Genomic DNA, 25,954 nt, shown 5'->3' with positions numbered 1-25,954 from the left:
GTGCTCGAGAACACGGTATCGCGGGAGACCGGGTGGCCGAAACCCTCGGAAAAGGGTCACGTGCGCGAACGAAACCGCCCTCCCCTCCTCCCGGGGCCGCGCGGCCCCGGGAGGAGGGGAGGGCACGGAGGCGCGTCGGCGGCCCCCGCCCCTCAGGGAGCGGTGGGCAGCGCCCGCTTGTGCGCGGTGGCGCGGTACCGGTCGACCAGGGTGGTCTCCACGTGCTCGGGCACCGGCAGGCCCTCCAGGAAGTCGTCGATCTGCTCGTAGGTCAGGCCGAGCGCGTCCTCGTCCGGCTTCTGCGGGGTGAGCGTCTCCAGGTCGGCGGTGGGCACCTTGTTCACCAGGTCGTCGGGAGCGCCCAACGCGGCGGCGACCGCGCGCACCCGGCGCTTGGTCAGCCCGGTCAGCGGCACCAGGTCCACCCCGCCGTCGCCGTACTTGGTGAAGAACCCCGTGACCGCCTCGGCCGCGTGGTCGGTGCCCACCACCAGGCCGCGCAGGCCGCCCGCGACCGCGTACTGGGCGATCATCCGCTGGCGGGCCTTGACGTTGCCGATGACGAAGTCCTCGGAGGAGTCGCTGGCGTAGGACATCCCGGCGGCGGTGAGGGAGGCGGCCATGGCGTCGCTGGCGGGCCTGACGTCCACGGTGAGGCAGCGCTCGGGCGCCGTGAAGGTCACGGAGCGGGCCGCGTCCTCCTCGTCCTTCTGCTCGCCGTAGGGCAGGCGCATGGCGACGTACTCGCACTCGTGGCCGTTCTCCCGCGCCCGGTCCACGGCCAGGCGGCACAGGCGTCCGGCCGCGAGCGAGTCCACGCCCCCGCTGATACCCAGGACCAGCGCGGTGGAGCCGGTGGCGATGAGCCGCTCGGCGAGGAAGGCCACGCGGCGTTCGATCTCGACGCGCGCTTCGAAGCGCTCGGGCACTGCGAGGTCGCGGATGATCTCGCGACGGGCCTGGCTCAGCTCGGTGTCGGTCACTGCGGTCCCCCGTGGATGTGGTCGCTTCCGTCCGCTGATTATCGCCCGTCCGGGCGGCGGAAAACGAGCCGGGGAGGTGACCGCGGTCTCAGGAGTCCGTGCGCAGGCGGCGGGCGAAGCGCTCGTAGTCGACGACCACGCCGTCGCCGTCCACCGACAGCCGGTACTCGCCGTGCAGGGGATCGCGGTAGGTGTAGCGCTCCAGGCCCTCCTCGGCGGGATGGCGGGTGTAGCGCTGCCTCACCCTGCGCACCCGCAGGGAGGGGATGTCGATCCAGGCCACCGCGATGTCGCGGTACTCGCCCGGGCGCAGGCCGAGGCGGCGGATCGGGAGGGTGTTGGTGAGCGGGGTGGCGGCGACGTCCACGTCCAGGCAGCCCACCAGCTCGGGAAGGCGGGTGCCGTCGGCACCGCTCCAGTGTCCTCCCCGGACGTTGAGCGTGACCGACTCCAGGCCGTGGGAGGACAGGACCTCGGCGCTCACCTCCCGGGTCGTCCAGGCCAGGTCGGTGCGGACGCTGAAACGGGTGAAGAACCGTTCCTCCCCCACCACGACGGTCTCCCCGGCCTCCAGCCGGTAGCCGCAGGGTTCGGGGATGAGCGTGCCGAGACCGAGCCCCTCGGAGACGTCGGTCCGGGTCCATACGGCCGGGTGTTCCGTCAGTGACGACATGTCACCGTTCTACCGTTCCGGGATCGGGTCCGCCAGAGCGCGTCGGGCCCCGCCGCGTCGACGGCGGGGCCCCGGGGCGGGAGGTGGCGGCTGGGACGGTCGCCGTCCCGGCCGCCACCCGTGAGGCCCGGCCGGTCAGACCCCGGCGGTCTCGTCGGCGGCGGGTCCGGCCCCGCGGATCTCGGCGTCGACCCGGTCGAAGTCGCTCTCCATCTGCGGAGTGACCCTGGCCAGGCCGTTGAAGACGAAGACGGCGGCGACGCTGAGGATCACGGCCGGAACCATGGCGTACAGGCCGGTCCCGAGGAAGTGCGCGTCGAGGACGTCCCACACGATCGCGGTGGTTCCGCCCGCGATCATGCCCGCGAGCGCCCCGGACCAGCTCATGCGCCTCCAGAACACGGAGAGCACCAGGATCGGGCCGAAGCCCGCGCCGAACCCGGCCCAGGCGTAGCCGACCAGGTCCATCACCGACTGGTTGCCCCACAGGGCGATGGCGGCGGCGCCCAGGGCGACGGCGACCACGGTGACGCGGCTGACCCACAGCAGGGTCCTCGGGTTGGCGTCGCGGTCCACGAAGGCCCGGTAGCCGTCCTCGGTGAGCGCGGACGCGGCGACCAGCAGCTGGGAGTCGGCGGTGCTCATGACGGCCGCGAGGATGGCGGCGAGCAGCAGACCGGCGACCAGCGGGTGGGTCAGGGCCTCGATCAGGAGCGGGAAGACCTGCTCGGAGTTCTCCAGCGGGGTGTCGAAGTAGGCGATGCCGATGAAGCCGACCACCACGGCCAGGACCATGGCGCTGACCGCCCAGGCGACGCTGATGAACCCGGCCTTGGGGATGTCGCGGACCGAGCGGATGCCCATGTAGCGGGACAGGATGTGCGGCTGGCCGAAGTAGCCGAAGCCCCAGGCCAGTCCGGAGACGATGACGACCCAGCCGAGGGTGTCGGTGCTCACCCACTGACCGAGCTCGGCGTCGAGGGAGGTGCCGCCGAGGGCCGACAGCAGCCCGTCGCTCTTCGCGGACACGCCCTCGGTCAGGCCCCCGAGGCCGCCGAGCGCGGTGACCGCCATGACGGGGACGACCAGCAGGGCGATCCACATCATCGCGGCCTGGATCACGTCGGTGTAGGACACGGCGAGGAAGCCGCCGAGCACGGTGTAGAGCACGACGATGCCCACGCCGATGGCGATGGCGGGCGCCGGGCTCAGGCCGAGGACCTGGTCGAACAGGGCGGCCATGGCGACCAGGCCGGAGGCCACGTAGAAGAAGTAGAAGACGAGGATGAGCACCGCCGAGACGCCCCGCAGCAGCCGGGTGGGGTCGTTGAAGCGGTTCTCCAGGAAGGAGGAGAGGGTCAGCGAGTCGGAGTCGCCCCCGGAGCGGGCGTCGGTCACCCGCTCGGTGTACACGCGCAGACGCGGCGCGAGGAGGATCCAGCTCCCGGCGAAGCCGCAGGCGAGGCCGACGGGGATCCAGGCCGCCCCCAGACCGGAGACGTAGATGGCGCCGGGCAGGCCGAGCAGCAGCCATCCGCTGAAGTCGCTGGCGTTGGCGCTCAGACCCGCCACCCAGCTGTTGAGCTGCCGGCCTCCGAGTACGAAGTCCGACTGCGAGACGGTGCGCTTGTAGGCCCACAGCCCGATGGCCACCATGACGGCGAGGTACACGCCGAAGGTCGCGACGGACCAGAGCATGGATTCGCTCAAGACCCTACTCTCCCTTCCTCGCGCGCACGCTCTGAGCCCTACGCGCTGTTCAAGAACATTGGGGGAGATCATTGCCCCTTGTCCGGCAAGTCACAACGCCCGTTCGTGGAACAACACCGCTTTGAGACCTTGCCGAGTCCTTGACCAGGCACGATTGTCCGCCAGGCCATGCCCCGGGGCCATCGTTTGTCGGATCGAACATACACAGGCCCTCTGGTCGGATCGTGGGATGTCTCGGATGTGGGAGTCCCTCGGATCCCTGCGATCCGCACGCTCCGAACCCGCGTGCACGCCTCCACATCCGTCACACAGGTCGCTTGTGTAGCAGGAACCTCGTACGTCACCTTCTCCTGGTTCGCCGCTGTCCGAGGGGGAATTGTTCCGGGAAAAGTTGACGTCAAGAGAGGTCCCCCGAACGTGGCCACCCCCCGTACCCCGCGTGGTCTGCAACCCAACGAGCCGTCATGGCAGATGCGGGTGCTCGACCAGTACGACACCGTGGGCGGTGCCGTACTCCTGTCCCCCGGCCTGCTGGTCACGTGCGCGCACGTCGTCAACACCGCGCTCGGCCGCGACGGGGACAAGGAGGAACACCCGGGCACGGACGTCACCGTGCGCCTCCGGTCGTTCGACGACCGGACGTGGGAGGCCACGGTCGACACCCAGCTGTGGTCGGCGGGCCCGGAGAGCCGTGACCTGGCCGTGCTGCGGCTGCCGGGCGCGGGCCAGCCCGACACCTCCTTCCCCGTGCTGAGGGACTGCGCGAGCCTGGATCCGGCGCAGGAGCTGCTCATCACCGGCTACCCGGAGGGCATGCGCTCCCTCCAGGCCTCACTGACCTACCGGGGCTCGGGCGGGCCCACCGGAACCACACACCAGGTCGAGACGCCCGCCTCCCAGGCCGTGCGGATCACCGAGGGGTTCAGCGGCTGCGCCGTGCGCACCGCGACCGGCGAACTGGTGGGCATCATGCAGAAGAACCACTACTACCAGTGGGGCGATCCGGAGCAGCCCTCCGGCCTCGCCTTCCTCCTGCCGATGGCGGAACTCGCCGGTGAGCGGGAGGACGGCGAGAGCGTGTCGGTCCAGCGCCTGGCCGACGAGTCCCTGTGCGGCCGGGAGGCCTACGACAGGCTGCACGACCTGCTGGACTCGGTCCCCCTGGAGGAGGTCCCCCCGGAGAGGCTGCTGCGTTCCGGCGAGATGCGCCAGCTCAGACGGCACAGTTCGGGGACGACCGCGTGGAGGGCCCTCACCGCGCTGTGGGACCTGGTCCCGCCCTTCGGTGAACCACCGCCCCGGGTCGTCTGGGTGCACCACGTCTACCAGGAGACCCGGAGACGACGGCCGATACCGCCGACGGTGTGGTCGTGGATCCGGCAGGAGGCCTCGGCGATGGGGCGGGACTGGGAGGAGGTGCTGGCCCGCGACCGGGACCGGCGGCTCGACAACCGCAGGGGACCGGACACGTCCGGGGCGCTCCCCGACAACGACGAACGTTCGCCCGACACGGTGATGCTCTTCGACCTGGAACCGGTGACGGGCGGTTACCAGCTCTCGCACAGCATCATCCACCTGGACGAGAGGCGGAACCCGTTACTGGAGGACACGAAGCTGGTCGGTGAACGGGAGATCTGCGACGAGATCGCCGACCTCGTGGGCGAGGCCGTCATGCAGAGGCGGGTCTCGTCGAACGAGGAACCGCCGCGACTGCGCATCCTGCTGCCCAGGGACCTGCTGCACCTGAGCGTGGGCCAGGCCGCACCCCACCGCGACCTGTTGGAGTACCCGCCCCAGCTCGGCACGACGTACGAGATCGTCTACCACGTTCGGGAGCGCTACCCGCCGACGAACTACCTGGGAGCCTCCGACCGGTGGCGCCTGCGATCGGAGCGGCAGAGGAGCAGCGCCCTGGTGGAGGACCGCAACGTACTCGCCACATGGAAGAAGGAGGTCCACGAGGTGGCGAACGTCCTCGCCGACCAGAACATCACCGTGTGTGTCGTGGACTCCGGCCACAAGGACGCCGAACACGTCTACGACGCCGTTCTCTACCAGGGCGTTCCCACCGTTGTCAGGGGCCCCAGGGAGGCGGTTCTCCACCTCGTCGAGGAACTCCTCAGCCGGGAGCCCGGATCGCGGATGCGGATCTCCGGGCTGCCCCGTTATCTGCGCGACCGAGCAAGGGAAAATTCGGATAGCAGGAAAATCGCGATCATCCATGACACTTTTGGTGACGCCCTCACGCGGGAGACGTGGGGAGATCCCAGGGATTCCGATGGGTTCGGTTCGTGAGGGACACTGGAGAGAACTCGCATAACAGAGCCGCCACCCATGGCTGACCAAACGACTCCGACTCCGGTCTTGATACGCTCATCTCGGTTGGAGGGCCGCATCGAAGGAAACACTTCCGGAGAAGCCCGACCCACGGGCGCGGTTCACCAGGCGGATCTCAGGGGCCACAAAAAGGGCAAAGACGACATTCATGGATGATCTGTCGCAGAGGTATCGCAATGCACTCGACAACCTGACAGGCGGCCCGTCCCGCCTGTCCGTCCTCGTCGATTCCTCTCCCCTGATGGGTCTGCACCGGGACGAAGTCGGAGAACTGGTCCGGGAGATCGAACGGGCGGGATCGGAGATCGTCCGCTTCCGTCCCGGCCACGCTGTGCCCGACGCGGCGGGGCGGGAAGCCGCGGCGGTCGTCATCGTCACCGACGCACAGGACCGGGGATGGCGCCAGCCGAGACCGCGTTCGTGGATCGCCTCACTCGCCACCCGCGTACCGGCCGCCGTCCTCCACCTGCTCGACCGCTCCGTCTGGTCCCGGGGCCCCCTCGCACCGCAGCCGATGCGCATGACGGGCCCCTCCCCCGTCTCCCCCGCCTCGTGGTCCTTCGCGCGCGCCTCGGACGACGCGGAGGAGACCGTGCCGCCGTCGGACGCGGCGGCGCTGCCGATCCTGAGGTCCGACCCGGAGTCCCTCGCCGCCTGGCTCTCGGTGGTGGACGGTCGACGGGATTCCTGGGAGGCGGACGTGTGCCTCCTCCCGCACGACGGTGCCCGGCCGCCCAGTGCTCTGCCCTGGGACCCCGATCCGGTGTCACGTTTCCTCTCCCACGCCTCACGCGGGGCCCGCGCACTCGCCGTGCGCCTCGCCCAGACACCGGTGAACCTCCCGGTCGCCGAACTGCTCCAGCGCAACCTTCCGCACGCGCCCCGCGACGGGCGCGCCGCCGTCACCGAGATCGCCGAGGTGTTCGGCGGCGAACTGATGGATCCGACCCTCCCCACCGGCGACCTGCACGATCCCACCAGCCCGGCCATGGACTTCCTGTCCGGTGTGCGCAGGGACCTCCTCGGCCGTTTCGGCGACCTCAGCGTCATGCGGTCGGTGTACTACTCGCTCGGCATCGAGTTCAAGGACTCCGCCCGGATCTACCAGTGGCTCGCCCGGATCGAGACCGGGGCTCCCCTGGTCCCCTCGCTCGACGGGGAGGAGGAACTGGCCAGAGCCCTGCTCCCCGCGCTGACCGAGATGCCCGGGGAGTACCGGCGTTTCGCCGGGAACCTGCGTGCCGCCCTGGACGGGACGCCCGGCTCCGTCACCAACGCGGTTCCCGACTCCGTCACCAACGGGAGCGTCGTCCAGGCCCGCGACCCCCGCCCCGCGTCCACCACCCCCCGAGAGGAATCGAGCCCGACCGTGACCGACTCCCAGATCCCAGCGACGGAGCCCAGCGTCTCGGAGCCCACCGCCCTCCGTCCGCGGAGGCGGCAGCACCGGAACAGGCCGCTGGCCAAACTCCGCGGCGTCCCTCCGCACAACCTGAACTTCACGGGGCGGGAGGAGATCCTCAAGCGCGTCCACGACCTGCTGGCGGAGTCCTCGGGCGGGGTCTACCTCCTGTCGGGAGGGGGCGGCATCGGCAAGACCCAGATCGCCACCGAGTACGCGCACCGGTACCGGGACGACTACGACCTGATCTGGTGGGTCCCCGCCAGCGGCCCCGCCGACGTCCAGCAGTCCTACCTGCGTCTGGCCCGGTACCTGGGACTGGTCGAGGACCACGGCGGCAACCTGGAGAAGACCGCCCAACAGGTCCGCGACGTGCTGGAGACCGATCCCGAGGTGGGGCGCTGGCTCCTCGTCTTCGACGACGTCGCCGACCTCGACCAGCTGGGCGAGGGCGAACTCCCCACCAACGGGCCCGGCGACATCGTCATCACCTCACGTGACCAGAGCTGGATCCCCAGCGGGCGCAGTGAGGGCTCGGTCGTGCCCAGCCTGACCCCGGAGGAGAGCGTCGCGCTGCTCCGCAAGGTCTGCCCCCAGGGGTTGGAGGACGACGCGGACGCCCTGCGCATCGCCGAGCGGTTGGAGCACGTGCCCCTGGCCCTGGCACAGGTCGGCGCCTATCTGCGCGACTCCCTGATGAACGTCGACGACTTCCTCGACCTGCTCCAGAACAAGTTCGACGACCTGGTCACCCATGTGGAGCCGGAGGACCTGTACCCCCTGCCGCTGGCCGCGGCGTGGAACATGCAACTCGACGAACTGCGGCGCGGCACCGGAAAGGACCGCGCGCTCAGCAGGATGGTCCGCGAGTTCATCCAGCTGTGCTCGTTCTTCGGTCCCCGACCGCTGGCGCGCACCCTGTTCCACCGGGCCCGGGGCCTGAGCACCAACCCCGAACTGGGGCAGATCCTGGGCAACGAGATGGTCCTGTCGAGGGTGCTGCGGTACGTGAGCAGGCACAGCCTCGTCGAGCTCGACCGGACCAACCACACCTTCCAGATGCACGTCACCTTCCAGACCGTCGTCCAGAGCACGCTCGGCGACGAGGAACGCGTGCGCTACCGGGACCTGGCCCACCGCCTCCTCGCGCAGAGCGATCCGCTCGGCCCGGAGCTTCCGCAGAGCTGGTCCGACTACCAGCTGCTCTTCACCCACGTGGAGGCCTCGGAGGCCTGGCGCAGCCACGACCCCCAGGTTCGAGGACTGGTCAGCAACGTGATCACGTACCTGGTGGAGACCGGGAACAGGAACGCCGCACTGGCCCTGGCGGACCGCGCCATCGAGGCCTGGTACGACGACACCGCCCAGCGCTTCCAGGTCCAGTTGATCCGCACCAGGCTCCTCCGGGTCCGGGGGGACAACGAGGTGGCCCTCGACGAGGCGGAGCGGATGTACGCGGAGCAGGTGGAACTGGAGGGTCCGGAGAGCGAGGAGGCCCTGGACGCCCACCGGGCACGGGCCATCGCTCTCAGCAACCTCGGCCACTACGGCCGGGCCCTGGCCATGTTCGAGGAGATCCACCGCGTCAGGACCGCACTGTTCAGCGAGGAGGACGAGAAGACCCTGGTCATCGCGCACGACATCGGGGACGGCCTGCGCCGCCTGGGCCGGTTCCAGGAGGCGCTGGACATGGACCGCCGCACCCTGGAACAGCGCAAGTACCTGTTCGGGTCGAGCGGCATCCCCACCCTGCGCACCCGGCTGTCGATCAGCCTCAGTCTGATGGCCCTGGGACACCTGGACGAGGCCAAGGAGGCCCTGGAAGACTGCCAGCGGCGCTTCGAGTCCGTCGAAGCGGACGCCAGCACCCACACCCAGGAGATTCCCGTCTTCCTCTCCGTGGTCAACCGCAGGCTCGGCGACCACGAGTCGGCTCTGGAACTGTCACAGCAGGTGCGCGACACCAACGTCTCGCGTTTCGGGGCACACGCCAAGCCGACGCTGCACATCAACAGCATCCACATGGTGAACCTGGCCTTCAACAACCGGGTGGACGAAGCCCGGGAACTGGCCGAGGAACTCCTGGAACACATGGACGACACGTTTCCCGATCGTCACCTCTTCCCGTGGGCCTCCAGGGCCAACGCGGCGATCGTGTTCCGCGTGGCGGGGGAGTACGAGCGGGCCCACGAACTCGACCGCGCGGCCCTCACCGAGATTCGCCGCCTCTTCCCGGACGCGCGGATCACCATCGCCGCGGTCGAGGTCAACCTGGGCAACGACCTGTTCGCGCTGGGACGGCTCAAGGAGGCCAGGGCCCAGGACGCGGCGAGTGTGGAGCTGTGCCTGGAGGCGCTGGGCGAGCACCACGTCTTCCTGAGCACCGCCAGGCGCAACCTGCTGATCAGCCGCCGGGCGCTGGGCGAGGACGTCCATGAGGAGTGGGAGGCCCTGCGCGACCTGTACACCAGCCGGTTCGGTCCGGACCACCGGTTCGTGACCACGATGGCGAGCTTCACCCGGCTGGACACCGACATCATTCCGATCGGCAACTAGAAGCCGTACGGCACGGCGTTCGGGGAAAGGGACGAGAGCAGCGACAGCCACTCCCCTGCGCGGAACCGGAGTACGTGTCCGTCCGGGTGGCGGGAGTCACGGAAAAGGACCGCCCCCGCTTCCCCCAGGGATGCCTCACAGCACGTTCCGTCGTCCTGCGATCTCGACGACTTACGCCATCCGGTGCCGTCGTGTCCGTCCCGCCAGGTGGCACGTGCGTCGTTTCGCCCGGTCATCACTGGTTCGTCCCACCGTTTCCTCCGCGCGGACGGCAGCGGAATATCGTCCTTTGCAGACATCTCCCAGTATTTTACTTTCCAAGCCCTTCTCACAGGAATGGCGCAGCCCCCTTCGAAGAACACGTGAGGTCAACGTGAACAAAGTGATCGACTTCGTCACCGACGACGGCACCGTGGTCAGTATCGAGTCCGTTCCCACCCGCCGGGAAGGGGCCTCCAACGTCTCCAGGAAATCCGACACCGGCACCGGGGACAAACGGCTCGACTCGGTCCTGCTCCGGATCCGGAAGGTCGCCGAGGCGGTGTCCGCCCAGCTACAGGAACTGTCCTCCTCCTCGCTCGCCCCCACGGAGACGGAGGTCGAGTTCGGGGTGAGCGTGAGCGCGGAGGCCGCCGCCGTGGTCGTCAAGGGCGGTAGCGAGGCGACCTTCAACGTCAGGATGTCCTGGTCGAACAGCGCCTGAGTACCGCACCCGCCCCCGGGCACGGCGAGGGCCCGGGCCGTGTGTACGGCCCGGGCCGCGGGGGGACGTGAGACGCGGACCGGGGTCGGCGCTAACCGAAGGCCCGGACGAGTTCCGGCACCTCCCGGAGGTGGGTGTCGAGGACGGACACACTGAGTTCGCCGTCATGCGCGTCGAGCGCCGCCTTCAGCCGCCGGTGCTCGTGTTCGATGGTGGGCAGGCGCTCCGGTACCTCCGTGATCGTCCGGACGGAGAGGCGCACCTGCCGCGGACGCATCGCGTCGTACATCTCGGACAGGACCGCGTTTCCCCGGTGTCGGACGATGGAGGAGTGGAAGGCCTGGTCGAGTTGGGCCAACTCGTTCCAGTTCCGGTCCCGTCCGGCGGCCTCCATCGCCTCCAGGAGCTCGCCGGACTCGGGTGGGGAGCCGAGGCGCCGCTCGCAGATCCTGACCATGGCGTCGGACTCGATGACGAAGCGGGCCTGGTAGACCTCCCGCATCTCCGTGGCGTTGACGACCCGCACCTGGGCGCCGCGCCGGGGGACGAGTTCGACGAAGCGCTCCGCCTGGAGGCGGTGGAGGGCCTCGCGCACGGGAGTCCGGGACGTGTTGACCTCCCGGGCCAGGGCGGCCTCGTCGAGGAACTGCCCCTCGGAGAAGACCCCCGAGAGGATGGCGGTACAGATCCACTCGTAGGCGCGCTCGCGCGCGGATGGTCTCGGTTTACCGGCTTCGCCGCTGATCCCTTGGTCTGACACAGCCCCAGCCTACCTTTACATCTCTTGGATGCACCGTGTATACATGTCGTCGACAGCACACATACTAGTGCAGCAAGTCACATCGACCCTGCGAGGAGTAACGCCGTGAGCGAACAAGGGAGCAGACGGCACGGGGTCTGGCTGACGGAGCCCTCCGCCGCCGCCGTGGAGATGGCCCAGTTGGCGGGCTACGACACCGTCGTGCTCGACATCGAGCACGGACTGTTCGACCTGGCCGCCCTCGACTGGATCATTCCGTTCGTCCGCGCCAAGGGCATGGACGTCATCGCGAAGGTACTGGGTCCGGAGAGGGGACCGATCCAGCAGGCCCTCGACTTCGGCGCGAACGCGGTGGCCATCCCGCACGTGGAGTCCGTCGAGCACGCCGCCAGGGTGTGCGGCTACGCGAAGTTCCCCCCGCTGGGTGACCGGTCCTTCGCCGGTGGCAGGACCTCCGGGTACCGCGGGTTCACCGACGAGTGGGTCGCGCGACAGGACCGGGGGACGCGCTGCTACCCCATGATCGAGGACGCGTCGGCGTTCGGGGACATCGACGCGATCCTCGGTCTGCCCGTCGTGGACGGCGTCTTCGTCGGCCCCTCGGACCTGTCGCTGCGCCGGGAACGCGGCGCCTACAGCGTCAGCGAGGCCGACCTGGAGGACGTACGCCACCTGGCGCGCGCGGCGCGGTCGGCGGGCAAGCCGTGGGTCCTGCCCGCCTGGAGCCAGGCCGAGCAGCGCCTCGCCGTCGAGGAGGGCGCCGAGACCATCATCGCGATCATGCAGTACGGGGCGCTGCTGTCCGGGTTCGCCGGAACGCTGGACGCCCTGCGAGAGATCGAGAACGACCTGAGGAGCCGTTGATGTCACTGAACGTCGCCGTCGTACAGTTCGCCCCCACCGAGGACAAGGCCGCGAACCTGGCCTCCATCGAGACACTGCTGCGTGACGCCGCCGACCGCGGTGCGCGTCTGGCCGTCCTCCCCGAGTACGCGGTGTTCACCGCGCCCGCCATGGACGACCGGTTCGTCGACAGCGCCGAGCCGCTCGACGGGCCCACCGTCTCGCGTGTCCGCGCCATCACCGCCGAACTCGGCGTCTCCGTCATNGCCTGAGGGCGGGCAGGACCTCGCTCTCCTCATCGTCGGCGTCCGGGACGGCGAGATCGGCGCGGTCTACCGCAAGGTGCACCTCTACGACGCGTTCGGGTACAAGGAGTCCGACCGCGTCATCCCCGCCGACCCGGACCACCCCCAACTCCTGGAGGTCGACGGCTTCAGGGTGGGCATGCAGACCTGCTATGACCTGCGTTTTCCTGAGGTTTCACGTACCCTCGTGGACGCCGGCGCGGATATCATCGCCCTTCCCGCCGAGTGGGTGCCCGGTCCCCTCAAGGAGTACCACTGGAACACCCTGGTCCGCGCCCGGGCGATCGAGAACACCGTCTACGTGCTCGCGGCCGACCAGAGCGGCCCGACCGGCGCGGGCAACAGCGCCGTCGTGGACCCGATGGGCATCGCCGTCACCGCGCTCGGTGAGGCCCCGGGCGTCGGCATGGCCGTCGTGGAACGGGAGCGGATCGAGCACGTCCGCGAGGTCAACCCCGCGCTGTCCCTACGGCGCTACCGTGTGGCACCCACTGGAGTGTGAGCCATGAGGTCACTCGTATCGCGTGCCCGAGCCGGTGGTCGAGGGCTCACCGCCGGAGTCGCCGCCTCGGGCACGGCCCTGGCCGTGCTGACCGCGTGCACCGGCACCGTGGGCGGCGACGACACCTACGTCCTGCACTACACGACGTACTCCAGCCCGACGTCCGACCAGTCGCGCACGGTACAGCGGTGGGCGGAGGAGGTCGAGGAACTCACCGACGGCGGCGTCACCGTCCGCCTCCACTACTCGGAGAGCCTCGTGGACGCGGACGAGGCGGCCCAGGCCACGCTGGACGGGCGAGCCGACATGTCCCAGGTCGGATCCATCTACGCGGCGTCCGACCTGCCGATGTTCACGGCCGTCGAGCTGCCGTTCGAGACCAGCAACCCCGAGGTACAGATGACCGCGATCGAGCGCCTGTACGAGGAGAACGCGACCTACCGCGAGGACTTCGACCGCCAGGGCGTCCGCCTCCTCTTCCCGCTCCCGCTCGGCATCGCCCTCATCGGCCTACAGGAGGAGGCGGACGACCTCTCCGACCTGCGGGGAAGGAGTATCCGCTCCGGCGGTCTGACATCGGAGGCCCTGCTCACCGCGGGCGCCAACCCGGTCGCCATGACCGCCACGGACATCTACGAGTCGATGAGTCGCGGTGTCGTGGACGGCTACACCTCCCTGGCCCTGGCGAACCTGCCCACCTTCGGCCTGTCCCGGACCACGCCGTACGTCATGGACCCCGGTATCGGGTCGTACTCGTCCTCGATCGTGGTCATCAACGAGGAGCTCTTCCAGTCCATGCCCGAGGAGTACCGACAGGCGCTGTTGGAGGCCTCCGAGCGGGGCGTCCCCAACGGCCTGGAGGAGATGGACGCGCTCGGCGAGACCGCCTGCCGGGAACTGAGGGACGCCGGGGCGGAGTTCACCTCCCTTCCGGAGCAGCAGGTCTCCGACTGGAAGAACGAGACCGGCGCCGCCGAGGACTGGGTGGAGCGCCACGAGGCACGCGGCTACGACGCGCGGTCCGTGCTCGATGACTACCGGCGGATCATCGAGGAGGAGACCCGGGCCTCCGACTACGCCGACCCGCTCGTCGCCTGCATGGAAGGGACGGAGAAGTGAGCCATATCCGTTTCCCGCGGCCGGCGAGGACGGTCGCCACCGCGTTCAACCTCAGCGCCGGGCTGCTGCTGCTCGCCCTGATGACCCTGACCGTCGCCGACGTGATCAGTCGCAACATGCTGGACCAGTCGATTCTCGGAACGGTGGACGTCTCCACGCTGCTCCTGGTCGCCATCGCCTTCCTCGGGCTGGCCTCCGCCGAGATCGACGGAAGGCACGTGTCGGTCACCCTCCTGGAGGGGCGCCTCGGCCCTCGGTCACGGACGGTCCTCTCGGGTGTGAGGGCGGTTCTGCTGGCGGTCACCGGCGTCCTGATCGTCTGGGGGCTGGGCGACGTCCTGCTCAGCGCCGTCGACAGGGGGGAGACGACCAACGACATCCTCCGTCTCCCCACGTGGCCCGCCAAGCTCGTGCTCTTCCTGTCCTTCCTCCTGTTCTTCGCCATGGCCGTCTGGAAGGCGGTCACGGAGTTCCGCGCGTTCCGCTCCGGTGGCGTACCGGAGGCCGACGAAGTGGACGCGGCCACCGAACGGGCCGCCTCGACAGCGCACACCGACGAGATGGCGAGGTCGTCCCATGACCACTGAGACACTCTTCATCGTCGTCGCCGTCCTCGTGCTCTTCCTGGCCCTGCTCGCGATCCGGTTCCACGTCGGGCTCTCCCTCATGGCGGCGGGCATGGTCGGCATCGTCCTCCTGCGCGGGACCGACGCCGCGATCAGTACGGCGACCAACCAGCCGTTCTCCACGGCGGCCGACTACTCCCTGACGATCATCCCGCTGTTCATCCTCATGGGCGTGTTCGCCGTCCACGCCCAGCTCGCCCAGGCGGGGTTCGACCTCGCCTCACGGGTGTTGCGACGCCTGCCGGGCGGCACCGCGCTCGCGTCGCTGTCCGGGTCCGGCCTCTTCGCCGCGGTCACCGGATCCAGCGTCGCGACCGTGGCCACCATGGCGCGGGTGTCCACCGACGCGATCACCAGGGCCGGGCACGGGATCCGCCTCGCCGCCGGGGTCGTCTGCGCCGGCGGCACCCTCGGGGTCCTCATTCCGCCGTCCATCGTGCTCGTCCTGTACGGCGTCGTCACCGAGGAGAGCATCGGACAGCTGCTCCTGGCGGGCATCGGCCCCGGTCTGCTGACGGTCCTGCTCTACGCGGTCACCATCACGCTGATGGTCCTGGCCTCCCGGCGGCGGAAAGCCCGCGCGGCCGCACCGAAGGAGAGGGCCCTGGCGACGGTCGGCGGACCGTCCACGACCGACGGGGCCGCACCCGTAGGCGAGGACACCCCCGCGCCCAGACTGGACCTCGCCGGGGTCCTGTTCCTCGCCGTCATCTTCATGGTGTCGATCGGAACGATCTACCTCGGTGTCGCCACCGCCACCGAGGCCGCCTCCTTCGGGGCGATGTCCGCGTTCGTCATCCTGCTCGTCCGTACCCGGCCGCCCCGCTGGCTGCGTGCGGTGAAGGACTCCGTCAGCGAGGCCGTCGGACTGACGGCCATGACGTTCCTCCTCATGGTCGGTGCCGGGGTGTTCACCTACTTCCTCGCCCTGTCCGGAGCGAGTACGGCGCTGGTGGACGCGGTCCTCTCCGCTGACCTGCCTCCCTACGCCGTGCTGGTGCTGTGCCTGCTGCTGTTGCTCCCGCTCGGCATGTTCCTCGACGGGATCTCGATGATCCTCGTCGCGGCGCCCCTGCTGCACCCGATCCTGGTGGGATACGGCTTCGACGGCATCTGGCTGGGCGTGCTCATCGTGAAGGTCGCCGAGATGGCGCTGATCACGCCGCCGGTCGGGATGAACGCGTTCGTGTACTCCGGATCGGTCCCGGAAGCCGGGCTGGGACGCATCTTCCGCGGCATCGTGCCGTTCGTCATCGCCGACCTCGTGGTCGTGGCGGTCCTCATCCTGGTGCCCGACATCGTCACCCACATCCCCGACATCTCAAGCGCGCGGTAGCCCACCACGCCTGACGCCGCTTCCGGAAAGGAGCACTCGTGTTCGTCGTCAAGGACATGCCCCAACAGATCGACGACCAGATCGTCACCGAGCTACGGGAGGTGTGCGTCTCGACGCTCGGCCACCTACGGGACCACGGCTTCGCACTCGGCCTGCGACCGAACAGGCGCCCCCTCGGGTTCGTCGGCACGGCGGTCACGGTGCGGATCCCGCACCTGGACTCCACCGCCGTCCACATGGCGGTCGACATGCTGCGTCCCGGCGACGTCCTCGTCGTGGACCAGTCCGGCGACCTGCGGCGCTCGTGCTTCGGGGGGCTGGTCTCCTTCACGGCCAAGGCCCGGGGCGCCGTGGGCGCGGTGATCGACGGGTCGGTCAACGACCACGACGAGACCCTCGCCTACGACTTCCCGGTGATCTCACGCGGATACAGCCCGCTGACCACACGCATCGCCGGGATCGAGGGCGCGATCAACGTGCCGGTCACCGTCGGAGGCGCGGTCGTTCACCCGGGTGACGTCGTGTTCGCCGACTCCGACGGCGCCGCCTTCCTCTCCCCCGACGAGGCGGTGGGCCTCGGGGCGCTGCTGAAGTCCAAGGAGGAGGCCGAGATCCCCGCACGGGAGTCGATCTCTGGCGGCGGGTCCCTCGCGGAGTTCTCCGGGGCGGCCGCGTACCGGCCCTGAGACGGTACCGGCCGAACCGGTGCGGGCCGGCCGGAGGAGGGACCAGCGGACGGGATCAGGGCGACCGGTCATCGGACCATCGGCTCTCCGTCACCGCGGGGGTCACCGCCTCCGTCCGGGCCGGGGGCCCGCCCACGCCCCGCCGAAGCGTGGGCGGGCCCCCGGTGTCCTCAGCGGACCTGGGGTCTGTTCTTTGAACCGGTCTCAGCTTGTGGGGGTTGGTTCGGGCGCCCACGGGGTTCCGGAGGGCCGGAGACGGGTTCGTGAGGAACGGGCGAACCCGTCGTAGGCGCCGAGGGTCCCCGTGCTCCGGGCGCCCGAACACGGACCGAAGCGGAGCGGAGGTCCAAGAACACCGCCTAGTCCCAGTCCAGGCCGCCGCCGGTCTGGTACTCGATCACGCGGGTCTCGAAGAAGTTCTTCTCCTTCTGGAGGTCCATCATCTCGCTCATCCACGGGAACGGGTTCTCCGTCTCACCGAAGATGGGCGCCAGGCCGATCTGCTCGGCGCGGCGGTCGGTGACGAAGTGCATGTACTTCTCGCACAGCTCCGCGTTGAGGCCGAGCACCCCGCGCGGCATGGTCTCGCGGCCGTAGGCCACCTCCAGCTCACAGGCCTCGGTGAGCATCTGCCGGACCTCGGCCTGGAACTCCTCGCTCCACAGGTGCGGGTTCTCGATCTTGATCTGGTTGATCACGTCGATGCCGAAGTTCAGGTGGATCGACTCGTCACGCAGGATGTACTGGTACTGCTCAGCGATACCGACCATCTTGTTGCGACGGCCCAGCGACAGGATCTGCGCGAAGCCGGTGTAGAACCACATGCCCTCGAAGATCACGTAGAAGGCCACCAGGTCGCGCAGGAAGGCCTGGTCGGACTCCGGCGTACCCGTACGGAACTCGGGGTTCTCCAGGTTCTGGGTGTACTTGAGCGCCCAGGCGTCCTTGGCCGTGATCGACGGGACCTCGCGGTACATGTTGAACAGCTCGCCCTCGTCCAGGCCGAGGCTCTCGCAGATGTACTGGAAGGTGTGGGTGTGCACCGCCTCCTCGAAGGCCTGGCGCAGCAGGTACTGGCGGCACTCGGGGTTGGTGAGCTGCCGGTACACGGCCAGCACGATGTTGTTGGCCACCAGGGACTCGGCGGTGGCGAAGAAGCCGAGGTTGCGCTTGAGCATGAGGCGCTCGTCCTCGGTCAGCCCGTCCCGGGACTTCCACAGCGCGATGTCGGCCTGCATGGCGACCTCGGTGGGCATCCAGTGGTTGTTGCAGCCCGCGAGGTACTTCTCCCACGCCCACGTGTACTTGAGCGGGAGCAGCTGGTTGACGTCGGCGCGGGCGTTGATCATCGCCTTGTCGTCGACGTTGACGCGCTCGGCGTCGCGCTCGATCTCACCGAGGCCGCTGGTGGCGCTCGCGCTGTTCTCGGAAACTGCGGTCATGCTGGGCTTTTTCCGTTCTCCGGGCACGCCGGACAAATCGTTGCTGGATGGGCCGGCCCCGCCGCGACCGGGAGCGCGGCGGGAGGGGACGGTGCGCACCGCCCCGATGGCCGGTGGCCGCGCACCCCGCGCGGCCACCGGGAGCGGCGCCGTTACTGGCAGGCCTCGCACTCGGGGTCGTCGATCGAGCAGGCCTGGCCGTCGACGATCTCGAACTCGTCCTCGTCGTTCGCGGCGCCGGTGGCGGGCGCCGGGTTCGGGTTCGGGGACGGGCTCGGCGCCGGGGACGGCGAGGGGCTCGGAGAGGGCGACGCGGCGGGGCTGGCCGCCGGGGTGGCGGCGACCGCGTTGAGGCGGCCGTCGGTGCCCTTGAGCGTGCTCTTCTCCACGTGGGTGGCGCTCTGCGAACGCAGGTAGTAGGTGGTCTTGAGACCGGAGCGCCACGCCCTGCGGTACAGGGAGTCGAGCTTCCTGCCGCTGGGCGCCGCCATGTACAGGTTCAGCGACTGGGCCTGGTCGATCCACTTCTGGCGGCGCGAACCGGCGTCCACCAGCCACTCGGGGTCGACCTCGAACGCGGTGGCGTACAGGGCCTTGAGGTCGTCCGGAACCCGGTCGATGGCGCCGAGGCTGCCGTCGTACATCTTCAGCGCGGAGACCATGTCGTCGTCCCACAGCCCGCGCGCCTTGAGGTCGCGCACCAGGTACGGGTTGACCACGGTGAAGTCGCCGGACATGTTCGACTTGACGTACAGGTTGCGGTAGACCGGCTCGATCGACTGGCTCACGCCGGTGATGTTGGCGATGGTCGCGGTCGGGGCGATGGCCATCACGTTGGAGTTGCGCATGCCGGTGGCCTTGACGCGCTCGCGCAGGGAGTCCCAGTCCAGCGTCTCGCCGCGGTCCATGTCCAGTTCGCCGCCGCGGGCCTCGGCCAGCAGGCGCAGCGAGTCGATCGGCAGCACGCCCCTGCTCCACAGCGAGCCCTCGAAGGTCTCGTAGGCGCCGCGCTCGGCGGCCAGCTCCACGGAGGCCTCGATGGCGTGGTAGCTGATCAGCTCCATGCTCTCGTCGGCGAACGTCACCGCGCCCTCGGAGGCGAACGGCGTGCGCAGCTTGAACAAGGCGTCCTGGAAGCCCATCAGGCCCAGGCCCACGGGACGGTGGCGCATGTTCGCGCGGCGCGCCTCGGGGATGGTGTAGAAGTTCACGTCGATGACGTTGTCGAGCATGCGCACGGCGGTGCGGACGGTACGGCGCAGGTGCTCGGCGTCCAGACCGTCCGGTCCCACGTGCTGGGCCAGGTTGACCGAGCCCAGGTTGCAGACCGCGACCTCGTCGGCGTTGGTGTTCAGCGTGATCTCGGTGCACAGGTTGGAGGAGTGCACCACGCCGACGTGCTGCTGCGGCGAGCGGAGGTTGGAGGGGTCCTTGAAGGTGATCCACGGGTGGCCGGTCTCGAACAGCATGGTCAGCATGCGCCGCCACAGGTCGACCGCCGGAACCTTCTTGGAGACCCTGATCCGCCCGGCCTCGGCCTCGGCCTCGTAGTGGGTGTAGGCCTCGGCGAACTCGGTGCCGTACTTGTCGTGCAGGTCGGGGACCTCATCCGGGGAGAACAGGGTCCAGCTGCCGCCCTGCTCCACACGCTGCATGAACAGGTCCGGAACCCAGTTCGCGGTGTTCATGTCGTGGGTACGGCGGCGCTCGTCACCGGTGTTCTTGCGGAGGTCGAGGAACTCCTCGATGTCGATGTGCCAGGTCTCCAGGTAGGCGCAGACCGCGCCCTTGCGCTTGCCGCCCTGGTTGACCGCGACGGCGGTGTCGTTGGCGATCTTCAGGAACGGGACGACGCCCTGGCTCTTGCCGTTGGTGCCGCGGATGTGCGAACCCAGGCCGCGGACGGGGGTCCAGTCGTTGCCCAGGCCGCCCGAGTACTTGGACAGCATCGCGTTGTTGCTGATGCCGTGGAAGATGGAGTGGAGGTCGTCTCCGACGGTGGTGAGGAAGCAGGAGGACAGCTGCGCCCGCACGGTGCCCGCGTTGAACAGGGTGGGCGTGGAGGCCATGAAGTCGAACGAGGACAGCAGCTCGTAGAACTCGATGGCGCGGGCCTCGCGGTCGTCCTCGTTGAGGGCCAGGCCCATGGCCACGCGCATGAAGAACGCCTGCGGCAGCTCGTAGCGGACCTCGTCGCTGTGCAGGAAGTAGCGGTCGTAGAGGGTCTGGATGCCCAGGAAGGTGAACTGCTCGTCGCGCTCGGGGCGCAGGGCGGCGCCCAGGCGGGCCAGGTCGAACTTGGCCAGCGCCGGGTCGAGCTGGCCGAGGTCGATGCCGCGGCCGACGTAGGCGGCGAGGTAGGAGGCGTAGCGCTCGCCCATCTCGGACTGGCTGGCGGTGTCGGGGACCCCGCTGATGAAGGTGAGGGCCTCGCGGCGCAGCGTGTCCAGCAGCAGGCGGGCGGCCACGTAGGAGTAGTTCGGGTCGATCTCCACGAAGCTGCGGGCGGCCATGACCAGGGCCAGCTCCACCTCGGAGTCGGAGATGCCGGGGTAGAAGCCGCGCCGGGCCTCGGTGAGGACCTTCTCCGCCGAAACACCGGTGAGCCGGGCGCAGGCCTCGGCTACGACGTGCTCGATCCGGTCGACGGCGGCGGGAGGGTTGCCGTCGTTGGTCGGCTCGGGCCGAACGGATGCGGGCACGGCCTCGACGTCAAGGGTCATACAGCGGCTCCAACCTCAATAGAAGAGTCCCGGCGGGGAGGGGACGAGAAGCGAGGTGCGCGGCACTCACCGGAGGGACCGGCGCACTGGGTGCGTACGGTCGTCGGACCGGCGGGTCGCGGCGGCTCGCCCTCGAAACCCCGTCGTAAGCACACGCTCACGTGCGCACTGATGGCGGGTTACGGGGGCCGTCGCCCGGGGGTCTCCACGGGGGTTCCCGGTACCTGTGACGGCCTCGTTCTCCGCTCACCGCTGCGGGGCAGTCCCGGACGCGCACCGGGCTCCCGCCGCCTCACCCCAAGGGGTGAATCACCAGCGGGAGCGATACTACATCTAGGGGATGGTGGGTTGGAACACCGCAAGATGATGGCGTGTCACGGATTTCTCAGGTTCTTCGATGGTTGTCGAACACACTCTGAGAACGTGGTATGAGAGGCCTCGCGGGCCCGTCCGCGCAGGGGGTTCCCGCCGCGCCGGAGCGGTTCCTGGGCGACCGGAAACAGCCTAGGACGTTCCCGGGGCGGCCCGTACCCGAACCGCCCGCCGAGGGTCCCTCCCTCCGGCTCCGAAGGCCTCCACACGGTGGCCGGACGGGCTCACAGAACCTGGCGTACCCGGTCCGTCGGCCGCCCCAGCCGGGCGTTCCGGGAAGTGACCGTCCGTGGAACCGGCCGGGCGTGTCGCGCTCCCCCGGAGCGACGAACGTCGGAAAGCTCACTCGCCCGGTTCCGGACCGAACGGTCGGAGGGGACGGTTCTCCGGAGGCGGGCGGATCGGCCGCGGCGGAGCGTCACCAGTCGTCGAGCCGCCGGTCCAGGGCGTCCTCGCCCAGGCCCAGGTCGACGCGGACGCGGAACCGGATCCGCAGCAGCTCCATCAGCAGGTCGTGGACGTAGGGCGATGAGTCCAGGTCGAGGAAGCGGTGCGCGCCGACCGTGGCCCACCGTTCGGCCCCCTCCAGGTCGTCGTGCGCGTACAGCGCCTCGGCGACGTGGATGTGGGTCTGCAAACCCGGCGGCTCCTCGCCCTCCAGGCGTTCGAGGTGGGCGTAGGCCTGGCCGACCTCGTCCAGTTGCAGCAGCGCTCCGGCGCTGAGGGCGCGCGCGTCGATGATCGTCGGGCCGCCGTCGTCGATCGCCCTCTGGTAGGCCGAGCAGGCGCGCTCGTACTCCTGGGCGATCTCCCACTGCTCTCCCGCGCGTACGAACAGCTCCGCGCGGGAGATCTCACTTCCGGCGTCGACCCGGTTGGCCAGGTCCATGAGTTGGGCGGCGACCCGTCCGTGCTCACCGGACCGGACGGCGTGGAATTCCAGACGGTCGAGTTCCGCCGTCGTCACGTGGGTCAACCGCATCGTCCCCATCCCCTACTCGCACTCCCCACGCACAGCTCAGGGCCTGGCTCGTTCGAGCGCCTGCCAGAACCCCTGGCGCAGTCCGTCACGGACCTCGTCACGCAACAGGTAGTCGATCGGCAGCGAGGAGCCCTGGAGCAGACGCGCCTCCAGGTCGGAGGGCATCCGGGGCCTGCGGGCGAGGACGGCCTCGACCCACAGGACGGGCGCCTCGCGGGCGATCGACTCCGCGAAGTCGTTCCCTTCTTTGTGCGCGACATGCACCGCTTCGTCAACGGTATGCGTGGCGGGGCGCGTCTGCTGGGGATATCCAGGACTGGGACGCGGTTCCCCGTAGTCGCCGGCACCGAACCGGCTGTCGTGTGCGGGACCAGTAGGCGGCAGCCCCCCGTGGGAGGCGGCCCCACCGCGGTGCGCGGTGTCAGTTTCCGTACTGGTCCCATAGGTAGGGTTTGCGTCGGCCGCACCCCCGTAACCGGAGTTGTCCCCCGCGCCGAACCGTGGGTCCTGGGGAGGCGCGTTTCTCTGTGGTGGCGCCTGCCCTGGTTGCCCGGGCTGTCCCGGATGGCCCGGTTGCCCCGGTGATCCGGCCTGTCCCGGGTGCCCGGGCTGGCCCTCCTGGGCGTACGAGCGCTGCGCCCCGGTTCCACCGTTGAAGGACTGCTGCGCGCCGGTTCCACCGTTGAAGGACTGTTGGGCGCCGGTCCCGCCGTTGAAGGACTGCTGCGCACCCGTCATGGGCTGCTGCGCGGGGGGCGTCTGTCTCGTCGGGAGCCCGTAGCCCGTCTGCTCGGCACCGCGCATCGACTGGTGTCCGCCGGTGGCGGGATAACCGCCCTGGCCGCCCGGCGCCGGGTGGCCACCGGTCATCGAGGCCCCGGGATAGGCTCCGTTGCCGCCGACGTTCGGCGGGACCTGCCCGCCGGAGGGAAAGCCGTTGGCGTCGATCGCGCCGGACTGCTGGTTGTCCGCGCCCGTCCCGGCGAGGTGGTCGCCACCGCGCTGCTGGGCGAGGGAGCGGCGCATGGCGCGCAGCTGCTCCATGGCGTTGCCCTGGGGGACGGGCTGCCCGCCGGTTCCGGCGAACATCGCCTCCAGTCCCGCGGGGGAGGGGGTGGCCGGTTCGACGTGGCCGCCGCCCGGCTGGGCCGCGACGGGCTGCCGCGGGGTCTCGGGTGCCGAGCGGGCGCGGCCGTTGGCGAACGGCGTGGTGGTCTTGGCCGCGGTCTCCTGGGCGGACCCGCCGCTGGAGAGCAGGTTGACGTGTGGGCGCAGGTGGCCCGCACCGATCTCGATGAGGTCGTCGCACTCCCTGCGCAGGGCGCGGGAGATGGTCCAGTTCCCCTCGACGGAGACGTGCACGACCGTGACGCGCACGCCCATGTCCTGTACGTCCGCGACGACGGACGCCATGTCCTCGTCGCCGCTGACCAGGACGGCGTCGCACAGGACGCCGGTACGGGCCAGCGTGGTGAGGTCGCGCTGGACGTAGCTCTCCACGCCCTCGCGGCGACCGGGCCTGATCCTCGCGGCTCGGAACTTGATACCGGGGATGTCGGCGATGCCGTCCTGTTCCTGGGTTCGCCGGTCGTCGGCGACGGCCTCGTACCAGTAGCAGCGCAGGAGCGGCAGGCCGGTGCGGTCCCGCGCGACCTCGTTGAGGAACTGGACGAGACCGGTGTAGTCCCAGGAGACGGAGTCCCGGTTGCGGGTTCCGTGCACGGCCATCGCGCCGTCCGCGAGAAGGTATCCCGCGTCAACGAACAACGCGCAGCGGTCCACTGGCACCGCCCCCTTCCCTGTTGTCTCTGGGCCATGTCCATGACCGGGCCACAGCCTAGCCAAGTCTGTCTCGCTTTGCGTGTCCACCGCGAATACTCAGAGTTATGGACTTGCTACCCACGGGTGGGGTTTCGAGGGCTCCCCTCTCTCCTCCCGCACGAACCCCCAGGGGGAGAGGAGAACGGAACCCCGGCCGTCAGGCGTGCATGGGCGCTGTCAAGGCCACGGCTCCGACCATCACGGCGTCCTGCTCCGCGTGAATTCGGATGTCCGTTTCCCGGCCGAGCACCGAGTCAAATCGGACCACGTCGGTGCCGAACGTGAGAGGGTCCCCCACGGCTCCGCGCGCCGAACCGGTGAAGGCGTTGTCCGCACGCCGGTGTCCGCCGACCGGCACGACCGGCGTCCCGTCCACGGTCACCCGGTCCCCGCCCAGGTCAGGGTCGCCCTCCCAGGCCACCACGTCGATCTGTGCGGGCACGGCGGCGGGCAGCAGCCCCGACACCTCGAAGGTCGCCTCCCCGTCGCCTCCGAAGACGACCCGGGTGTCGTCGAGAACCATCGCCTGGTTTCGGGTGTCCACTCCCGGGTCCTCCAGCACGACCACAAGACTCCAGCCCGCGTACAGGCCGGGGCCCTCGCGCGCGGGCGCGTCGCCGACCCACCACTCACCGCCGCCCTGTGCCCGTACCAGCTCGGTGACCTCGGCGAACGCCTGGTAGGCGGGATAACCGGGCAGCGCGGCGGAACGGGTGTCGGTGGCCGTGACGGTCCGGTAGGCCGCCATTCCCGGGCCCCTGACCCGGACGGTGGGGGCGTCGGGGGTTCCGGCCGCGGAGAAGTAGAGCCCGGCCCAGCGCACCCTCCCTCCCTCGGGAAGCTCCCAGGTCGCGGAGCTGGACGCCGTGGTGGTGGAGTCGTGGTCGGCGTCCAGCGGGGCCATCACCCAGTGGTCGTTGTCCAGGCGCGGGCCCCGCCGCAGCCGGGCCCGCGGGCAGGAGCCGTCGGCGTGGGGGTCCCCGTAGGTCTGCGGGGCGGGCGGGGAGGCGGTGTGGTCCGGGGAGTCCGCGCGGGGCTCCTCCTCGGAGCGCTCCGGTTCCGTGGGCACATCGTTGTCCGCCGCCCCCTCGGTCCCGTCAGGAGCCTCTGCGTTCCCTTCCGACCCAGAGGCCGCACCGGCTTCCGGGAGTACCTCGTGTTCCGGGTCCGACGGCTCGGGGAGCCGCGGGTCGGGGGCGGGTGCTCCGGAAACCGGTGGCTCGGGGAGCTGCGGCCCCGAGGCGTACGGCCACACCCACCACGGCCAGTGATCCCCCGGTTCCGGTTCGGCACAGGTCATCAGCGAGTTGCCGACACTCTCGGTACGCACTCGGCCCGCGGTGGCGTAGCGGGCCGTGGCCCCCCTCGCGCTCACACCACGCTCCCCCGTCACCACGGCCGTCACACCGCCGGAGGACACCGACACCGTCGCCGGAACCCCGATGTCGGCGTCGGGGGCCACGCGCACGTCGATGAACTGGGTGCCGGTCTCTCCCGACGCCATCCCCGGGTGGACGCAACGGCCTCCCCCGCCGTCCGCGGAGCAGCTCCAGTCGCCGTGCCCGACCGCCATGGGAACCGCGTTCCCGGCTCCCCCGGAGGAGATCATCTCCACCCCCGGGGGGAGGGTGAGGCCTGCGACGACGTCCTCGTCGGCGCGGTCACCGACGTTGCGCACGTCCATGACCATGATCCCCTCGCTGCCCGGGAGCAGCGAGCCGACCGGGCCGATCCCCACCACGAACCGGGGATCGGACGCGTCCTCCCCGGGTTCCTCCTCCGGCGCGTCCGGGGGCGGCACCGCATCCGGGGACGCGGAGGGCTCCGGCTCCTCCTCGGGTGGTGGCGGGTCGTCCACCGGAGGAACCGGAACGGGCTCGTCGGGAGGCACCGGAGGCGGTTCCCACGGGGCGGCGGCCGGGGGCGGCCGCTCCTCGGAGAGCGGCTGGGGCGCGCTGGTCAGGGCCAGGGCGACCGCGGTCGCCACACCGGCCGCCGCCGTGCCCCCGGCCGCCGCCTGCTGCTGACCGCGCGACATCCGCCCCCACCAGGCACCCGTGGCGGTACCGGCCG

The 25,954-nt window shown here is 70.0% G+C and carries 18 protein-coding genes and 1 pseudogene; 9 read left to right on the top strand and 10 right to left on the bottom strand.

All coding sequences use genetic code 11. The annotated features are described in order from the left end of the window. Nucleotides 1–152: 152 nt before the first annotated feature. From nadE to putP, 3 genes are all read right to left on the bottom strand, one after another. Nucleotides 153–983, bottom strand: coding sequence for an ammonia-dependent NAD(+) synthetase (gene nadE / locus D455_RS0112450; RefSeq protein ID WP_017571055.1), 831 nt, complete (start codon nt 981–983; stop codon nt 153–155). A gap of 88 nt (nt 984–1,071) precedes the next feature. Continuing rightward, nucleotides 1,072–1,656: a putative glycolipid-binding domain-containing protein gene (locus D455_RS0112445; RefSeq protein WP_017571054.1), complete on the bottom strand. Its 585-nt coding sequence runs from the start codon at nt 1,654–1,656 to the stop codon at nt 1,072–1,074. Between the two features lie 135 nt (nt 1,657–1,791). Continuing rightward, a complete protein-coding gene (putP, locus tag D455_RS0112440; protein WP_017571053.1) occupies nt 1,792–3,354 on the bottom strand; it encodes a sodium/proline symporter PutP in 1,563 nt (520 codons plus the stop codon). Between the two features lie 429 nt (nt 3,355–3,783). Between putP and D455_RS0112435 the strand changes: the two genes are divergently transcribed. After that, nucleotides 3,784–5,661 carry a S1 family peptidase gene (locus D455_RS0112435; protein ID WP_241480235.1) on the top strand — a complete coding sequence of 626 codons (1,878 nt, stop codon included), beginning with the start codon at nt 3,784–3,786 and terminating at the stop codon, nt 5,659–5,661. Nucleotides 5,662–5,851: 190 nt separating this feature from the next. After that, nucleotides 5,852–9,661 (top strand): FxSxx-COOH system tetratricopeptide repeat protein, encoded by a 3,810-nt coding sequence (gene fxsT, locus D455_RS0112430; protein ID WP_026122567.1) that lies wholly within the window; start codon nt 5,852–5,854, stop codon nt 9,659–9,661. On the opposite strand, the gene D455_RS32855 is transcribed toward fxsT, so the two are convergent. Continuing rightward, a complete protein-coding gene (locus D455_RS32855) occupies nt 9,658–9,897 on the bottom strand; it encodes a DUF397 domain-containing protein (protein ID WP_083922213.1) in 240 nt (79 codons plus the stop codon). The two genes, fxsT and D455_RS32855, sit on opposite strands and share 4 nt — an antisense overlap. Nucleotides 9,898–10,043: 146 nt before the next feature. Between D455_RS32855 and D455_RS0112425 the strand changes: the two genes are divergently transcribed. After that, nucleotides 10,044–10,364, top strand: a complete 321-nt coding sequence (locus D455_RS0112425) for a CU044_2847 family protein (protein ID WP_017571050.1) — start codon at nt 10,044–10,046, stop codon at nt 10,362–10,364. A 91-nt stretch (nt 10,365–10,455) separates the two neighbouring features. On the opposite strand, the gene D455_RS0112420 is transcribed toward D455_RS0112425, so the two are convergent. Beyond that, a complete protein-coding gene (locus D455_RS0112420; RefSeq protein WP_017571049.1) occupies nt 10,456–11,124 on the bottom strand; it encodes a GntR family transcriptional regulator in 669 nt (222 codons plus the stop codon). A 105-nt stretch (nt 11,125–11,229) separates the two neighbouring features. Between D455_RS0112420 and D455_RS0112415 the strand changes: the two genes are divergently transcribed. The 6 genes and pseudogenes from D455_RS0112415 to D455_RS0112390 all read left to right on the top strand — a co-directional run bounded on the left by D455_RS0112415 (nt 11,230) and on the right by D455_RS0112390 (nt 16,541). Then, entirely contained in the window at nt 11,230–11,988 is a 759-nt protein-coding gene (locus D455_RS0112415; protein ID WP_017571048.1) for an HpcH/HpaI aldolase family protein, read from the top strand. Continuing rightward, nucleotides 11,988–12,774: pseudogene (locus D455_RS30205) on the top strand (carbon-nitrogen hydrolase family protein). The gene D455_RS0112415 and the pseudogene D455_RS30205 overlap by 1 nt, the downstream one beginning before the upstream one ends. 3 nt (nt 12,775–12,777) lie before the next feature. After that, entirely contained in the window at nt 12,778–13,893 is a 1,116-nt protein-coding gene (locus D455_RS0112405) for a C4-dicarboxylate TRAP transporter substrate-binding protein (protein ID WP_026122565.1), read from the top strand. Beyond that, the gene (locus D455_RS0112400; protein WP_017571046.1) at nt 13,890–14,480 is read left to right on the top strand and encodes a TRAP transporter small permease subunit; all 591 of its coding nucleotides are present in this window, start codon (nt 13,890–13,892) and stop codon (nt 14,478–14,480) included. The genes D455_RS0112405 and D455_RS0112400 overlap by 4 nt, the downstream gene beginning before the upstream one ends. After that, nucleotides 14,470–15,855 (top strand): TRAP transporter large permease, encoded by a 1,386-nt coding sequence (locus D455_RS0112395; RefSeq protein ID WP_017571045.1) that lies wholly within the window; start codon nt 14,470–14,472, stop codon nt 15,853–15,855. Before D455_RS0112400 ends, D455_RS0112395 begins: the two co-directional genes overlap by 11 nt. A gap of 38 nt (nt 15,856–15,893) precedes the next feature. After that, complete coding sequence (locus D455_RS0112390) at nt 15,894–16,541, top strand: RraA family protein (RefSeq protein ID WP_017571044.1); 648 nt, start codon at nt 15,894–15,896, stop codon at nt 16,539–16,541. Nucleotides 16,542–16,900: 359 nt separating this feature from the next. Here D455_RS0112390 and D455_RS0112385 read toward each other — a convergent pair whose 3' ends face one another. The 5 genes from D455_RS0112385 to D455_RS0112365 form a co-directional block, all read right to left on the bottom strand. Next, nucleotides 16,901–17,983, bottom strand: a complete 1,083-nt coding sequence (locus tag D455_RS0112385; protein WP_017571043.1) for a ribonucleotide-diphosphate reductase subunit beta — start codon at nt 17,981–17,983, stop codon at nt 16,901–16,903. 152 nt (nt 17,984–18,135) lie between these two features. Next, complete coding sequence (locus D455_RS0112380; protein WP_017571042.1) at nt 18,136–20,706, bottom strand: ribonucleoside-diphosphate reductase subunit alpha; 2,571 nt, start codon at nt 20,704–20,706, stop codon at nt 18,136–18,138. 790 nt (nt 20,707–21,496) lie between these two features. Next, the gene (locus D455_RS0112375) at nt 21,497–22,069 is read right to left on the bottom strand and encodes a tetratricopeptide repeat protein (RefSeq protein ID WP_017571041.1); all 573 of its coding nucleotides are present in this window, start codon (nt 22,067–22,069) and stop codon (nt 21,497–21,499) included. 27 nt (nt 22,070–22,096) lie between these two features. After that, complete coding sequence (locus tag D455_RS0112370; protein ID WP_017571040.1) at nt 22,097–23,842, bottom strand: NYN domain-containing protein; 1,746 nt, start codon at nt 23,840–23,842, stop codon at nt 22,097–22,099. A 196-nt stretch (nt 23,843–24,038) separates the two neighbouring features. Continuing rightward, a partial coding sequence (locus D455_RS0112365; protein ID WP_017571039.1) for a hypothetical protein occupies nt 24,039–25,954 on the bottom strand: 1,916 nt, incomplete at its 5' end.

The organism is Nocardiopsis halotolerans DSM 44410, assembly GCF_000341065.1.
Lineage (GTDB): Bacteria > Actinomycetota > Actinomycetes > Streptosporangiales > Streptosporangiaceae > Nocardiopsis > Nocardiopsis halotolerans.
The sequence above is the reverse complement of the archived record's forward strand: the minus strand, read 5'-3'. Positions and strand labels throughout refer to the sequence as shown.